This window comes from Xanthomonas chitinilytica, assembly GCF_026107455.2.
In the GTDB taxonomy this organism is placed as follows: Bacteria; Pseudomonadota; Gammaproteobacteria; order Xanthomonadales; family Xanthomonadaceae; genus Stenotrophomonas; species Stenotrophomonas chitinilytica.
The window spans coordinates 115,170-130,114 of the sequence record NZ_JAPCHY010000013.1 but is presented as its reverse complement, the minus strand read 5'-3'; the positions used below and the strand labels follow the sequence as shown (position 1 = coordinate 130,114).

Here is a 14,945-nt window from a genome sequence, read left to right as displayed (position 1 = left end):
CCTCACGCAGGAAGCCGATGATCTGCTCTTCGGAAAAGCGCTTCTTCACGTCCAATCTCCTTACTCTGGGGAATTGGACTCCAGATCGCCGCGCTACTCAAAACCGGGGGGACGTCGGCGCTACGCAAAACACCGGCAACGCCCTCGAAAGAGAAGGCCTAACCCGATGCGGCCCGCCTGGCGGCAGCGGCGGCCCAGCGCCCCGCCACCGCCGGCGAGGTAATGCACACCGCCTCATCCGTCACCGTCGTCACCGCGCGCTCCAGCAACTGGATGTCCGCTTCGTGCTGGCGCGCCACGTGCGGGTCCTCGAAGAAGATCGCTCGCTGGCAACGGCGCTCCAGCACCCGGTCGGCAATCTGCGCGTCGCCGCCCAGCGGACCGCTCTGGAAACGCTCGATCCACGGCCGCTCGCGCGGCCAGCCGCGGCTCCACGCCAGCTCGTTGAGCTGCTGCCCGGTCGTACCCGTGCCGATGCGCTGCCCAAATCGCGACAACACCTCGAAATGCGCCGCGGCGAAGGCCAGCATCTGCGGCTTCATCGCGTCGTGGGCGATCAGCGCCAGCGTCTGCGTCTCGAAGGCGTGCAACCCGTCGGCGCCCGGGTCCGGCGCCAGTCCGGCATGGATCCGCTCCATCTCGATCCAGTCCCGCGCCGAGGCCACCGTCGAGATGAACGGCTTGCCGTGGATCACGCATTGGCGCTTGAGCGCGATGGCCTCGGGAAAGATCGACGACGGGTCCACCGGGTCGATCAGGTAGATCGCACCGTCGAGCGTGCGTTCCGAACCGTCCATGCCCACGACCTCGGCCACCAGCTTCATCAGCCCGCCTTCGCGGCCATAGGGATAGCGCTTCAGCCCTGGATGTCCGCCCAGCAGGCCGGCACGCGCGATCGCGTCGTAGGTGCGGCCGACCGCGTGCAGACCCAGGCCGAGTTCGCGGATGCCGGATTCGCAGGCGCGCAGCCAGCGGAACAGTGCGGCGTTACTGCCGTTGTGGTGCAGCCGGTTGGCAGCCAGTCCCAGTCGCATGATGGTGTTCGCTCTCCTGGTGGAGAAGCGAGTGTATCGCCGCGCAGCGGTTGCTTCGGGTCCGCGGCAGCGGATCGATGCCCGTGTGCGGGGTCTGCGTTCGCGTCCGGCAGCGGCTGGGCGACGTGCCCGGCGCTGTTAGCCCGGCACGCACGATCATCGCCCGCAGGATGCAGGGAGGAAACTGCTTCGCTCAGGCCGCCGCCGGTTGGCGGGCTTGCGCGGCGACGCCCAGCCAGCCGGCGATGCTTTCGGCCGCGTCGCGGCCTTCGGCCACCGCGGTGACCACCAGGTCGGCGCCGCGCACGCAGTCGCCGCCGGCGAACAGCTTCGGGTTGTGGGTCTGGTAGGGCAGGCGGCCGGCGCCACCGGCGATGATGCGGCCATTGCCGCTGGCTTCCACGCCCTGCGCGCCGAGCCACTCAGGCAGGGTCGGCGAGAAGCCGAAGGCGATGATCACCACGTCCGCTTCCAGCAGCGATTCGCTGCCTTCGATCGGCTCGGCGTTGCGGCGGCCATTGGCGTCGGGTTCGCCGAGCCGGGTTTCGACCACGGTCACGCCGATCACCTCGTCGTCGGCCCCGGCCTCGATCGACAGCGGCTGGCGGTTGAACAGGAAGCGCACGCCTTCCTCGCGGGCGTTGGCCACCTCGCGCGCCGAGCCGGGCATGTTGGCCTCGTCGCGGCGGTAGGCGCAGGTCACCCGCGCGGCACCCAGCCGCACCGCGCTGCGCACGCAGTCCATGCCGGTATCGCCGCCGCCCAGCACCACCACCCGCTTGCCGGTCAGGTCCGGCAGCGGAATGGTGTCTTCCCAGCCGGCGATCGGCCGGCCATGCGGGTCGTCGCCGCTGACGATGCGGCTGTTCTGCACCAGGAACGGCAGTGCCGGCAGCACGCCCTTGAGGTCCTGGCCCAGCAGGCCGCCGTCGGTGTAGCGGTAGGCGCCGGTGCCGAGGAACAGCGCGTCGAAGTCGGCCAGCAGCTGCTCGACGGTCAGGTCGCGTCCGATCTCCACGCCGAGGCGGAATTCCACGCCCATGCCCTCGAGCACCTCGCGGCGCCGCGCGATCACCGACTTGTCGAGCTTGAAGTTGGGAATCCCGAACTGCAGCAGGCCGCCGATCTGCTCGTAGCGGTCGAATACCACGGGCTGGATGCCGGCGCGCGCCAGGCGGTCGGCACAGGCCAGCCCGGCCGGGCCGGCGCCGACGATGGCCACGCGCTTGCCGGTGGCCTGCACCTTGCCGAGGTCCGGTTTCCAGCCGGTGGCCAGCGCGGTATCGACGATGTACTTCTCCACCGCGCCGATGGTGACCGCGCCGAATTCCTCCAGCGTGCAGCTGCCCTCGCACAGGCGGTCCTGCGGGCAGACGCGGCCGCAGACTTCCGGCAGCGGATTGGTCGAATGGCACAGCGTGGCCGCTTCGTGGATGCGGTTCTCCTGCACCAGCTGCAGCCACTGCGGGATGGCGTTGTGCACCGGGCACTTCCAGCTGCAGTACGGGTTGCCGCAATCCAGGCAGCGGCCGGCCTGGTATTGCGCCTCTTCCTTGCCGAACTTGCCGTACAGCTCGCCCCAGTCGCCGGAGGTGCGCAGTTCGACCGGGATGCGCTGCGGCATGGTCCGGGGGATGTCGAGGAACTGGAAAGCTTGCTTGCGGCTCATGGGTGGAGTCTCGTCAAAAGCGGTGATTCCTGCAGGAACGGCGTAAGCCGCGAACGGGGCTTTCCGCGAAAACCCGTCGCGGCTTACGCCGCTCCTACGGGAGCCATCAGGCGGCGCGCCGCAGCGATTCGGTCAGCGACTCGATGCTGGCGGCCTTGGGTTTGACCAGCCAGAACTTGCCGACGTAGTCGCGGAACTCGTCCAGGATCTGCTGCGCCCAGATGCTGCCGGTGAGTTCGCGGTGGCGGCCGATCAGCTTGTGCAGGTGCTGGCGGTGGTTCTCGAAGCCCTCGGCGGAGATGCGGTGGATGTCGATCAGCTCGTGGTTGTAGCGGTCCACGAAGTCGCGCTCCACGTCCAGCACGTAGGCCAGGCCGCCGGTGAAGCCGGCGCCGAAGTTCAGGCCCACCTTGCCCAGCACCAGCACGATGCCGTCGGTCATGTACTCGCAGCAGTGGTCGCCGGCGCCCTCGATCACCGCCAGCGCGCCGGAATTGCGCACCGCGAAGCGTTCGCCGGCGCGACCGGCCGCGAACAGTTCGCCGCCGGTGGCGCCGTACAGGCAGGTGTTGCCGATGATGGGGGTGTTGCGCGCCTCGAAGCGCGCGCCGCGCGGCGGCCGCACCACCAGGCGGCCGCCGGCCATGCCCTTGCCGACGTAGTCGTTGGCCTCGCCTTCCACTTCCATGTGCAGGCCGCCGACGTTGAACGCGCCGAAGCTCTGCCCGGCGGTGCCGCGGAAGCGCAGCGTCAGCGGCGCATCGTCCATGCCGTGGTTGCCGTGGACGCGGGCGATGGCGCCGGACAGGCGCGCACCGATCGAGCGGTCGGTGTTGTGGATCAGGAAGCGGTGCTCGCCGCCGCGCTTGCCGGCGATGGCGCCGGCAAGCAGGCCATCCATCTGCGTGGCCAGGCTGTCGGGCGATTCGTACAGGCGCTGCGCGGCGCAGTGCTCGCCGGCATAGGCGGCCGGCGCCAGCAGCCGCGACAGGTCGACCCTGACGCCCTCGCGCGGGGCCACGTCCAGCTGTTCGAGCAGGTCGGTACGGCCGACGATCTCGTCCAGCGAACGCGCGCCCAGGCAGGACAGCCAGCCGCGCACTTCCTCGGCCAGCAGCCGGAAGAAATTCTCCACGCGCTCGGGCTGGCCGGTGAAATAGCCCTCGCGCAGGCGCTCGTCCTGGGTGGCCACGCCGGTGGCGCAGTTGTTGAGGTGGCAGATGCGCAGGTACTTGCAGCCCAGCACGATCATCGGCGCGGTGCCGAAGCCGAAGCTGTCGGCGCCCAGCAACGCGGCCTTGACCACGTCCAGCCCGGTCTTCAGGCCGCCATCGGTCTGCAGCAGGGTGCGGCCGCGCAGGTCGTTGGCCACCAGCGCCTGGTGCGATTCGGCCACGCCCAGTTCCCACGGCACGCCGGCATAGCGGATCGAGCTGACCGGGCTGGCGCCGGTGCCGCCGTCGTGGCCGGATACGGTGATCAGGTCGGCGCCGGCCTTGACCACGCCGGCGGCGATGGTGCCCACGCCCGCATGCGAGACCAGCTTCACCGACACCAGCGCGGACGGGTTGACCTGCTTGAGGTCGTAGATCAGCTGCGCCAGGTCCTCGATGGAATAGATGTCGTGGTGCGGCGGCGGCGAGATCAGGCCGATGCCCGGGCGTGCGTAGCGCAGCCGCGCGATCAGCTCGTTGACCTTGTGCCCGGGCAGCTGGCCGCCTTCGCCGGGCTTGGCGCCCTGCGCGACCTTGATCTGCAACACCTCGGCGTTGACCAGGTACTCGGCGGTGACGCCGAAGCGACCGGAGGCCACCTGCTTGATCTTGGAACGCTTGTCGGTACCGTAGCGCGCCGGGTCCTCGCCGCCCTCGCCGGAGTTGCTGCGCCCGCCCAGGCGGTTCATCGCGATCGCCAGCGCCTCGTGCGCTTCCGGCGACAGCGCGCCCAGCGAGATGGCGGCGGTGTCGAAACGCTTGAACAGCGCCTCGACCGGCTCGACTTCGGCCAGCGGCACCGGCGTGGCGGCCGGCCTGAGCTGCAGCAGGTCGCGCAGCGCCGACGGCGGTCGCGCATGCACCGCCTCGCAGTAGCGCTGCCAGTCGCCGGCATCGCCGGTACGCGAGGCGCGCTGCAGGGTCATCACCACGTCCGGGTTGTACATGTGGTACTCGCCGCCGTGCACGTACTTGAGCAGGCCGCCCACTTCCGGTTGCGCCAGGTCGTTCCAGGCACGCACGGTGAGTTCGCGCGCCTCGGCGTCCAGCCGCGCCAGGCCGACGCCGCCGATGCGCGAAGCGGTTTCCGGGAAGCACAGGTCGATCACCTCGTCGTCCAGGCCGACGATCTCGAACAGCTGCGCGCCGCGGTAGCTGGCGATGGTGGCGATGCCCATCTTGGAGATGATCTTGGACAGGCCCTTGCAGATGCCCTTGCGGTAGCTGCGGCCGATCTGCGACTGTTCGCCGCCCTTCTTCAGCTTCAGGATGCCGCGCCGGCCCAGGTCGAACAGGGTCTGGTAGGCCAGGTACGGATACACCGCGGTGGCGCCGAAGCCGAGCAGGCAGGCCACGTGGTGCGGATCGCGCGCGGTGCCGGTCTCGATGATCAGGTTGACGTCGCAGCGCAGGCCCACGCGCGAGAGGTGGTGGTGCACCGCGCTGGTGGCGAGCAGGGCGTGCGCCATCGGCCGTTCCGGCACCGGGTAGCGGTCGGACAGCAGCAGCATCACCACACCGTCGCGCGCAGCCTGCTCGCACTGCGCGCAGATGCGCTCGATGCCGGCCTTCAGCCCTTCCTCGACGTCGTAGGACAGGTCGATCAGGCGGTTCTTCTCGACGTACTGCTCCATCTTCAGCAGCTGCCGCAGCTTGCGCTGGCTGAGCACCGGCGAGTTGAGGATGACGTGGTTCACCGCCTCGGCGCCGGCGGCGAAGATGTTGGTCTCCTTGCCCAGCTGCGTGGTCAGCGACATCACGCAGTCCTCGCGCAGCGGGTCGATCGGCGGGTTGGTGACCTGCGCGAACGCCTGCCGGAAATAGTCGTACAGCGGCCGCGACTGCCGGCTGAGCACCGCCATCGGGGTGTCGTCGCCCATCGAGCCGGTGGCTTCCTGCTCGGTCTCGGCCAGCGGCCGCAGCACCTGCTCCACTTCCTCGGTGCTGAGCTGGAACAGCTTGTGGTAACTGCGCAGGGTGGACTCGTCGAACGGCTCCTCCACCAGCGACGGATCGATCAGCTCGGTCTGCAGGTAGGTCACGCCCTGGTGCAGCCACTGCTTGTACGGCGCGCGCGCGCGGTTGATGCGGTCGATCGCGTCGGAGTCGAGCAGGTCGCCGCGCTTGAGGTCGATGGCCATCATCTCGCCCGGCCCCAGCTTGCCCTTGCGCACCACGCGCTCGGCCGGCACTTCCCACACGCCGGCTTCGGAGGCGACCAGGAAATGGCGGTCGGAGGTCAGCAGCCAGCGCGCCGGACGCAGGCCGTTGCGGTCGAGCATGCAGGCGGCGTAGCGGCGGTCGCAGGCGACGATGCCGGCCGGGCCGTCCCACGGTTCGGTGTTCAGGCCGTAGAACTCGTAGAACGCGGCCAGGTCGGCGTCCTTGAACTCCAGCGACTGCGTCGCCGGCGGCACCAGGATGCGCAGCGCCTGGATCAGCTCCATGCCGCCGGCCACCATCAGCTCCAGCATGTTGTCCAGGCTCTGCGAGTCGGAGCCGTGCATCGAGATCACCGGGTCGAATTCGGCGATGTCGAAGCGCGGGGTCTTCCACACCTTGCTGCGCGCCTGCGCCCAGCGGCGGTTGCCCTCGATGGTGTTGATCTCGCCGTTGTGGGCGAGCAGCCGGAACGGATGCGCCAGCGGCCAGCGCGGCAGCGTGTTGGTCGAGAAGCGCTGGTGGAAGACGATGGCGCTGGAGGCCAGGTCGCTGCGCTGCAGGTCGGGATAGAACCGGCTCAGCTTGTCCGGCAGCACCATGCCCTTGTAGCTGATCGCGTTGGGGGTGAGGGTGGTGACGTAGAAATCGGCGATCGTCCGCAACTGCTGCTCGGCGCGGCGGCGCGCCAGGAACAGCGCCAGGGCGAAGGCCTCGTCGCCCTGGTCGTCGCCGGCGTCGACGAACAGCTGCTCGATGTGCGGCAGGGTGTCGCGCGCCAGCTGGCCGCAGACGCTGTCGTCGGTGGGCACCACCCGCCAGCCGCGCGGCTGGCAGCCGGCCGCATGCAGCTGCCGCTCCAGTTCCTCGCGACATCGCTGCGCATCGCCGCGGTCGTGCGGCAGGAACACCACGCCGGCGGCGAAGCGCGCACCGATGGCGATATCCGCTTCGGCGGCGAGGGCGCGCAGGAACGCATCGGGTTTGCGCAGCAGCAGGCCGCAGCCGTCGCCGGTCAGCCCGTCGGCGGCGACGCCGCCGCGGTGGGTCATCCGCGACAATGCGGCGATGGCGGTGTCCACCAGCAGCCGGGAAGGCTGGTCGTCCAGTTGCGCGACCATGCCGAAACCACAGGCGTCGCGTTCGTCTTGCGGGTGGTAAAGCCCTTGGCGGTTGCGGGGGGCCATCTGTGCCTCGATGCGATGTCGGAAAGCGGCGACACTCTCCCCCGCTCGTTCCTGGAGCGCATCTCGAGGCCACCGGACGATCGACTAGATCACAGATGCTGCAACGCCGCAATACACCGTTGCAGCAGCAACCAACGCGGCGAAAACGCGCGCGTTGGCATGCCGCATTCAGCCGCAGCGCACGCCGCTGACGGTGCCGTTCTCGTCCAGTTCGATGTTCAGGCGCTCGCCGACGAATTCCATCGTGGTGATGTCGTCGGGCTTGAGCACGCGCAGCTGTTGCGCGCTGGCGTCCTGTCGCGCCTGATCGCCGAGGGTATCGGTATAGGGCTGGCCGACCAGGCCCTGCACCTGGGTGGCGTCGCAATCGCCGACCGGCGGTGCGTCGGTACCTTGCGATGCCGGCGTGGCGGCGGCTTCGGCCGCCTGCTGCGCTTCGGCGACGACCTGCTCCTGCTCGTCCGGCGCGGGGCCTTCGCAGGCGGTCAGGGCCAGCAGCAACGTGGCGATGGCGACGAGGCCGCCAGGGCGGCGCAGATGGCGTGCGGGCGTCGAAGCGGACATCGGGACTCCAGAAGACAGGATCGAGGATGCCGGCAAGCATATCGTCCCGTCGCGGACGGCGCGAACCGTGCGCAGCCGCGTTGACGCCGCCACCCGCGGACGCTGGCGACAATCGTTGCCGATCCTTCCGGAAGCCGGCCACGTGCCCCACCGCAGCAACGCCGCCGATCCGCCCGCACACGCCGCCGCCGAACGCGCGGGCCTGCACCACGTCAGCGACGCCGAGCCGGGCATCCGCCGTCGCCGGGCCGGGCGCGGTTTCGCCTATCGCTGGCCGGACGGCAGGCCGGTGCGCGATGCGGCGACGCTGGCGCGGATCCGTGCGCTGGCGATCCCGCCGGCCTATACCGAGGTGTGGATCTGCCGCGAGCCGCACGGCCACCTGCAGGCCACCGGCCGCGATGCGCGCGGCCGCAAGCAGTACCGCTACCACCGCGACTGGAGCGCCGAACGCAGCGGTGGCAAGTTCGGCCGGCTTCCCGACTTCGCCCGGGCGCTGCCGCGGCTGCGGCGACGCTTGCGCATGGACCTGGCGCGCGATGGCTTTCCGCAGGAAAAGGTGCTGGCGCTGGTGGTCGCGCTGCTGGCCGATACCCTGCTGCGGGTCGGTAACGACGCCTATGCGCGCAGCAACCGTTCCTATGGCCTGACCACCCTGCGCAACCGCCACCTGGAGTTCGTGCGCGGCGGCCGCGTGCGCCTGCGGTTCCGCGGCAAGTCAGGGCAGGAGCAGGAGGCGGAGATCGACGACCGCCGGCTGGTGCGGCTGATCCGCCGTTGCCGGCAGCTGCCGGGGCAGGCGCTGTTCCAGTACCGCGACGACGACGGGGTGGTGCGCCCGGTGGATTCGGGGCAGCTCAACGACTACCTGCGGCAGGCCATGGGCGGCGACTTCACCGCCAAGGACTTCCGCACCTGGGGCGGCACCGTGGCCGCGTTGCGACAGCTGGCCCGTACCGTGCTGCCGGCGCCGGCCAGCGAGCGCGCACTGGCCGCGGTCCAGGCCGGGGTGATCGCCGACGTGGCCGCGCGGCTGGGCAATACCCCGGCGGTCTGCCGCAAGGCCTATATCGACCCGTGCGTATTCGAGGGCTGGCGCGAGGGACGGCTCGCCGCGTTCGCCACGCTGCGCGGCGAACGCCAGTGGGAACGGGCGGCGCTGCGGTTCCTGCGCGCGCAGCAGCGTCGCCGGGACGCTCAGCCGCAGTAGAGGGCGGTGATGTCGTTGTACGGTCCGGTGTGGAGGGTGAGCCGCCCGCCGCCGCTCTCGCCGGCATCGCCGTTGCCGCGGGCATCGCCTCCGCGCACCACCCGTACATCGAGGCTGTCACTGTCCACGCGCGCACGCTCCACCGTGCCGGGCGCGGCGGCCAGGCCCACCGCGCCGCGCACCCTGTCGATGTGGCACTGGCCGGAAACCACGCCGTCGATCGGCTGGACCTGCGCGATGTGCGTGGTACTGCAGGCGCCCAGCATCAGCGCGGCGACGGAAACGGAAAACGGCAACACGCGGTACATGATGAGGCTCCGGGAAGAACGCGGCACGAGGGTGTGCCCCGGCGCGTATGCGCACGATGAAATGCACGCCGCGACCACGCCGCATTCACCGTGTCTGACCATCGGTCTGCCGACAATGACGGCACGTTTCCAAGGGAGTACGCCGATGGCGACCTGCGATGTCTGCGGCAACGACTACGACAAGAGCTTCAGCGTGGAACAGGGAGGCCGCCGCGGCACCTTCGATTCGTTCGAATGCGCCATCCATGCCTTCGCCCCGCGTTGCGGCCATTGCCGGTGCGTGGTGATCGGCCACGGCGTGGAGGGCAACGGCGCCATCTACTGCTGCGCGCACTGCGCCGGCCATGCCGGCGTGCGTGGCGTGGCCGACCGCGCCTGATCGGATACCGGCAAAGGAGTCGAACATGGCCACGGCCAGGAAGAAGACCGCGACGAAGAAGACGAAGAAGACCGCGACCGGCCGGCGATCCGCCGCCAAGGGCGGCGCTGCCGCCGCGCCCGCGCGGGCCGGCGCGGTCAAGACCGCCACCCGCAAGGCGGCGGCCGGCGATCCGCGCGCGGCCCGGGTCGCCGCGCGGCAACGGCGCCTGCAGGACCAGGAAAAGGCCAAGGATGCGCGGCGCACGAAACAGGCGACGAAGAAGGCAACCCAGGCCGGCGTGCGCAAGCAGCCGGAAAAGATGCCGGCCCAGCACCTGGCCAAGCCCGGCAACGAGCATGAGCTGACGTTGGCGCCGCGCTTCCTGGCCCCGGACTACCGCGGCAGCGGCAAGCTGGAAGGGCTGCGCGCGATCGTCACCGGCGCCGATTCGGGCATCGGCCGCGCGGTCGCGGTGCTGTTCGCGCGCGAAGGCGCCGATGTCGCCGTGCTCCACCTCGACGAGCACGAGGATGCCGAAACCACCCGCCGCCACGTCGAGGAAGAGGGCGGCCGCTGCGTGGTGATCGCCGGCGACGTGCGCGATCCGCGCTTCTGCGAACGCGCGGTGAAGCAGGTGGCCAAGGCGTTCGGCGGCATCGACATCCTGGTGAACAACGCCGCCTTCCAGTTGCACTGCCATCGCCTGGAGGACCTGGAGGACGCCCACCTGCAGGAAACCCTGCAGACCAACATCGCCGGCTACATCCACATGGCGCGCGCGGCGCTGCCGCACCTGGGCGAAGGCGCCAGCATCATCAACACCGGGTCGGAGACCGGCCTGTTCGGCAGCAAGTCGCTGCTGGACTACTCGGCCACCAAGGGCGCCATCCATGCCTTCACCAAGGCGCTGGCCAGCCAGCTGATGCCGCGCGGCATCCGCGTCAACGCGGTGGCGCCGGGGCCGGTGTGGACGCCGCTGAACCCGGCCGACAAGCAGGCCCCGGACGTGGCCGAATTCGGCCAGGACAGCGACATGGGCCGCCCGGCGCAGCCGGAGGAGCTGTCGCCGGCATACGTGTTCCTGGCCTCGCCGGTCATGGCCAGTTACGTCAGCGGCGTGGTGCTGTCGGTGATGGGCGGCCCGCGCGGTTGACGCCGGCCGCGCCTGCGCCGCGGATCGTCAGCCGCAGCTGATCTGTTCGATCCGGTTCTGCGCGTCGACCATGATGGTCAGCCGGTCCTGGCGGAAATCCATGGTCATCGCCATGCCCGGCTTGGCGACGCGGGCATGGCGCGCGCCGGATTCGCTGACCGCCTTCTTCACCACTTCCTCGGTGGCGGTCTGGCCGACGAAGCCGGTCAGCGTCTCGGGCCTGCAGACCGCGCCGCCGTCGATCGGCGCGGCCACCGGCGCCGGTTCCGACGACGCCACCGGGGTGGACTGGCTGGCGCAGGCACTGAGCGAGAACAGGCAGGCCGCGGGCAGGAGCAGGGAAACACGCATGGCAGTCACCTCGTCACGAAAGTGGAGGGATTGTGCCGTGCCGCGGGTGATTGCGGCGAAAACCCGCGGACGCGGCGCTGACAAGCGCCGGTCCGGCTGCCGATAATGCCGCCACCACAGCAGCGCAGGACACGTCGGTGCAGGGATCGCAGGGGAACTACCGGGTACTGGTGCTGGGCGGCTACGGTCATTTCGGCGCGCGCATCGTGCGCGCGCTGGCGCGGACGCCGGGGATCGAGGTGATCGCCGCCGGCCGGCATCCGCAGGCCGCCGCCGCCAACCTGCCCGGCGTCGACCTGTCGCAGGTGCGGCTGTGCCGGCTGGATACCGGCGCCGCCGACTTCGCCGCGCAGCTGGCCGCCACCGGCGCCGACCTGGCCATCCACACCGCCGGGCCGTTCCAGGGGCAGGGTTACGGGGTCGCGCACGCCTGCCTGCAGGCCGGCATGCACTACATCGACCTGGCCGACGGCCGCGATTTCGTGCGCGATTTCCCCGCCGCGCTGGATGCCGCGGCACGGCAGGCGCAGCGTGCCGCGGTCAGCGGCGCCAGCACCCTGCCGGCGTTGTCCAGCGCGGTGGTCGATGCCCTGCGCGGGCGCTTCGACGAACTGCACGACATCCGCATCGTGATCGCGCCGGCGCAGGCCACGCCGCTGGGCATGGCCACGGTGCGGGCGGTGCTGTCGTACTGCGGGCAGCCGTTCCGGTGGTGGCAGGACGGGCGCTGGCAGGAAACCGTGGGCTGGGCCGACCCGCAGCCGGTGGCGTTCGCGAAGATCGCACCGCGGCTGGCCTCGCCCTGCGACGTGCCCGACCACGACCTGCTGGTGCAGCGCTATCCCGGCATCCGTACCGTGCAGTTCCGCGCCGCGCTGGAGCTGCCGTTGCTGCAGCGCTGCCTGGCGGCGATCGCGGGCCTGCGTCGTGCCGGCCTGCCGCTGCCGATGGAGGCGCTGGCCGGCGTGTTCGCCCGTGCCGGCCGCTGGTTCGACCGTTTCGGCAGCGACCTGGGCGGCATGCGGGTGGAACTGCGCGGCCTGCGCGAAGGACGCGTACGGACGCTGCACTGGGACCTCACCGCGCCGATGCTGCATGGCCCGGAGATCCCGTGCCTGGCCGCCGTGGTGCTGGCGCGGCGGCTGGCCCGCGGCGAAGCGCTGCCTGTCGGCGCGCAGGCGTGCATGGGGCTGTTGACGCTGGCCGAGTTCGAAACCGAGTTCGCGGCCTGGCAGATCGAAAGCGGCCTCGCCGGCCCGGGCTGAGCGGCCGCGCCGGGTCGCCCGGCAGGGTGTCCTCCGGGCTATTGACTACATCTGTCGTCAGGCTTATCGTGGCGACAAATGTAGTCACGGAGGTGGGTCATGCGCCGCAAGACGATCGGGGACCAGGAACTGGCCCTGCTGCAGTACATCGGGGAGAACCAGCCGGCCAGCGTCGGCGAGGTCGCCGCCAGCTTCGGCGAGGCCCGCGGACTGGCCCGTTCCACCGTGCTGACGATGATGGAGCGGCTGCGCTCCAAGGCCTATCTGCAGCGGCGGCAGGTGGACGGCGTATACCGCTACCACACCACCGCCGAGCAGCAGGACGTGGTGTCCAGCGCGGTCGGCAGTTTCGTCGAGAAGACGCTGCAGGGCTCGCTGTCGCCGTTCGTGGCGTGGATGGCGGAGAAGGCCGAGGTCAGCGACGGCGAACTGGCCGAGCTGGAGGCGCTGGTCGCCAAGCTGCAGTCGCAGCGGCGGGAGGGCTGAGCCATGGAATCCCTGTTCGAGGTGCTTGCCGGTCGCCTGCTCGCCACCAGCGTGCAGACGGCGCTGCTGGTGGCGCTGGTCTGGGCGCTGTGCCGCGGCGTGCGGCGGCTGCCGGCGGCCACCCAGTGCGGGTTGTGGTGGCTGGTCGCGCTGCAGGCCGTCGTCGGCCTGGTATGGGCCAATCCGCTGGAACTGCCGCTGCTGCCGGCCGCCGCACCGGCGGTCGCCGCGGTGGCCGCCTCCGCCGACATGCTGGTCGTGCCCGCCACGACGATGGCCGTCGCGCCGGCCGCCGACGGCGGGTTGGCGTGGCTGCAGGCGTTGCTGGCGCTGTGGCTGGCCGGCGTGCTGGCGATGGCCGTGCGCACCACCTGGAGCTGGCACGCCAGCCGGCAGCAGGTGCGCGCATCGCAGCCGTGCCGCGACGACAAACTGATCGCCGCATTGCGGATGGCGGCCGAAGCGCATGGCCTGCGCGAGGCGCCGCGGCTGCGGATCAGCGCGCAGATCGATTCGCCGCAACTGGTCGGGCCGTGGCGTCCGGTGCTGCTGCTGCCGGCGCGACAGATGCAGAGCATGGCTGCCGACGATCTCGACATGGCGCTGACCCACGAACTGGTGCACCTGCAGCGGCGCGACCTGTGGTGGGGACTGCTGCCGGCGCTGGCCCAGCACCTGTTCTTCTTCCACCCGCTGGTGCACCTGGCCGCGCGCGAATACGCGCTGGCGCGCGAAGCCGCGGTCGATGCCGCGGTCGTCGCCGGCAGCCGCCATTGCCGTCACGACTACGGACGCCTGCTGCTGCAGCTGGGCGTCGCCCCGCGGCCCTGCGCCGGCCTTGCCAGCGCTTCGCCGACCTTCCTGAGCCTCAAGCGGAGACTGCTCATGCTGCAGAACACTTCCCCGTTCCCGCGCCTGGGCGCGGGCCTGATCCTGGCCGCGGTCGCGCTGGTCGGCGTCATGCCGCTGCGACTGGTGGCGATGCCGGCGCCGCCGGCTCCGCCCGCACCCCCGGCCGCACCTTCCGCAGTGCCGGCGCCAGCCCCGGCTCCGGCCCCGCAAGCACTGCCGGCGCCGCCGGCTCCCGCGGCCGTGACTGCGCCGCCACCGCCGCCTGCGCCTGCCGCACCGGAAGCACCGGAAGCACCCATCGCCCCGCGCCTGGCTCCGATCGCGGTGCAGGGCCGCATCACGTTGGCGAAGGACAGCGGCCCGAACGCCTACGTGCTGCTGCAGGATCGGCACAACCTCATGAGCGGTTCCAGCGACGACCTGCGCCAGGCACGGCAGCTGGACGATGGCGATGGCCTGCTGTGGATCCGTCGTGGCGACCAGCGCTACGTGGTGCGCGATGCCGCCACGCTGGCCCGTTTCCAGGAGCTGTACCGGGACAGCTTCCGCCTGGGCGAGGCGCAGGGCGAGCTGGGCGGACGCCAGGGAACGCTCGGCCAACGCCAGGGCGAGCTGGGCCGGCGCATGGGCGAAGCCGGCGCCCGCATCGCTGCGGCCGCCGCCGAACAAGCGCGGGTGGCGATGCTGCAGGGCACGGCCGAGCGCAGCGCGGCGCAGGAAGCGGCCCGCGCCGACGCGCGCAAGGCCGCCGAACAGGCCCGGGAGGCCATGCGCGAGCAGGGCGTGCAGGATGAGATGCGCGAACTGGCCCGGCAGCAGGCGGAACTGGCGAAGCAACAGGCCGAAATCGCCCGGCAACAGGCCGCGGCCAGCGCCCGCGCCGAACGCGAGGCCGAGCGCCTGATCCGGCAGGCCATCGCCGACGGTGTCGCCCAGCCGATCAAGGGCTGAGCCGCTGCCACGCATCGCCCGCGGCACCGCGCCACGGGCGATGCCGGTTCAGCCGCGAACCGCATCCGGCGGCGGTGCCGCGCGTTCCTCGGCTTCGGCCTGCACCAGCCGCTGGAACAGCTGTGCCAGCGTCACCACGTCCTGGTGGTTGTGCCCGCCGACGCGGCGCAGGTAGCGTGC

At 71.0% G+C, this 14,945-nt stretch carries 12 protein-coding genes; 6 read left to right on the top strand and 6 right to left on the bottom strand.

The features are described from left to right. Positions 1-158: 158 nt before the first annotated feature. The 4 genes from OK345_RS14790 to OK345_RS14775 all read right to left on the bottom strand — a co-directional run bounded on the left by OK345_RS14790 (position 159) and on the right by OK345_RS14775 (position 7,828). Complete coding sequence (locus OK345_RS14790) at positions 159-1,034, bottom strand: methylglyoxal synthase (protein ID WP_265128753.1); 876 nt, start codon at positions 1,032-1,034, stop codon at positions 159-161. Positions 1,035-1,227: 193 nt separating this feature from the next. Further along, positions 1,228-2,703 carry a glutamate synthase small subunit GltD family protein gene (locus tag OK345_RS14785; protein WP_265128752.1) on the bottom strand — a complete coding sequence of 492 codons (1,476 nt, stop codon included), beginning with the start codon at positions 2,701-2,703 and terminating at the stop codon, positions 1,228-1,230. A 106-nt stretch (positions 2,704-2,809) separates the two neighbouring features. Next, complete coding sequence (gene gltB / locus OK345_RS14780; RefSeq protein WP_265128751.1) at positions 2,810-7,264, bottom strand: glutamate synthase large subunit; 4,455 nt, start codon at positions 7,262-7,264, stop codon at positions 2,810-2,812. Between the two features lie 168 nt (positions 7,265-7,432). After that, positions 7,433-7,828: an I78 family peptidase inhibitor gene (locus OK345_RS14775; RefSeq protein ID WP_265128750.1), complete on the bottom strand. Its 396-nt coding sequence runs from the start codon at positions 7,826-7,828 to the stop codon at positions 7,433-7,435. Positions 7,829-7,970: 142 nt separating this feature from the next. On the opposite strand from OK345_RS14775, the gene OK345_RS14770 reads away from it, so the two are divergent. Continuing rightward, positions 7,971-9,038 (top strand): DNA topoisomerase IB, encoded by a 1,068-nt coding sequence (locus OK345_RS14770; RefSeq protein WP_265128749.1) that lies wholly within the window; start codon positions 7,971-7,973, stop codon positions 9,036-9,038. On the opposite strand, the gene OK345_RS14765 is transcribed toward OK345_RS14770, so the two are convergent. Then, positions 9,026-9,346 (bottom strand): hypothetical protein, encoded by a 321-nt coding sequence (locus OK345_RS14765; RefSeq protein WP_265128748.1) that lies wholly within the window; start codon positions 9,344-9,346, stop codon positions 9,026-9,028. The two genes, OK345_RS14770 and OK345_RS14765, sit on opposite strands and share 13 nt — an antisense overlap. Before the next feature lie 145 nt (positions 9,347-9,491). Here OK345_RS14765 and OK345_RS14760 point away from each other — a divergent pair, with 145 nt between their 5' ends. After that, positions 9,492-9,725 carry a metallothionein gene (locus OK345_RS14760; RefSeq protein WP_265128747.1) on the top strand — a complete coding sequence of 78 codons (234 nt, stop codon included), beginning with the start codon at positions 9,492-9,494 and terminating at the stop codon, positions 9,723-9,725. 25 nt (positions 9,726-9,750) lie between these two features. Further along, positions 9,751-10,860, top strand: coding sequence for an SDR family oxidoreductase (locus tag OK345_RS14755; protein WP_265128746.1), 1,110 nt, complete (start codon positions 9,751-9,753; stop codon positions 10,858-10,860). 27 nt (positions 10,861-10,887) lie between these two features. Here OK345_RS14755 and OK345_RS14750 read toward each other — a convergent pair whose 3' ends face one another. Further along, positions 10,888-11,211, bottom strand: coding sequence for an I78 family peptidase inhibitor (locus OK345_RS14750; RefSeq protein ID WP_265128745.1), 324 nt, complete (start codon positions 11,209-11,211; stop codon positions 10,888-10,890). Between the two features lie 137 nt (positions 11,212-11,348). Between OK345_RS14750 and OK345_RS14745 the strand changes: the two genes are divergently transcribed. The 3 genes from OK345_RS14745 to OK345_RS14735 all read left to right on the top strand — a co-directional run bounded on the left by OK345_RS14745 (position 11,349) and on the right by OK345_RS14735 (position 14,765). Continuing rightward, positions 11,349-12,476 carry a saccharopine dehydrogenase family protein gene (locus OK345_RS14745; protein ID WP_265128744.1) on the top strand — a complete coding sequence of 376 codons (1,128 nt, stop codon included), beginning with the start codon at positions 11,349-11,351 and terminating at the stop codon, positions 12,474-12,476. Positions 12,477-12,575: 99 nt separating this feature from the next. Next, entirely contained in the window at positions 12,576-12,962 is a 387-nt protein-coding gene (locus tag OK345_RS14740) for a BlaI/MecI/CopY family transcriptional regulator (protein ID WP_265128743.1), read from the top strand. Positions 12,963-12,965: 3 nt separating this feature from the next. Beyond that, positions 12,966-14,765, top strand: coding sequence for a M56 family metallopeptidase (locus OK345_RS14735; protein WP_265128742.1), 1,800 nt, complete (start codon positions 12,966-12,968; stop codon positions 14,763-14,765). Positions 14,766-14,945 lie beyond the last annotated feature (180 nt).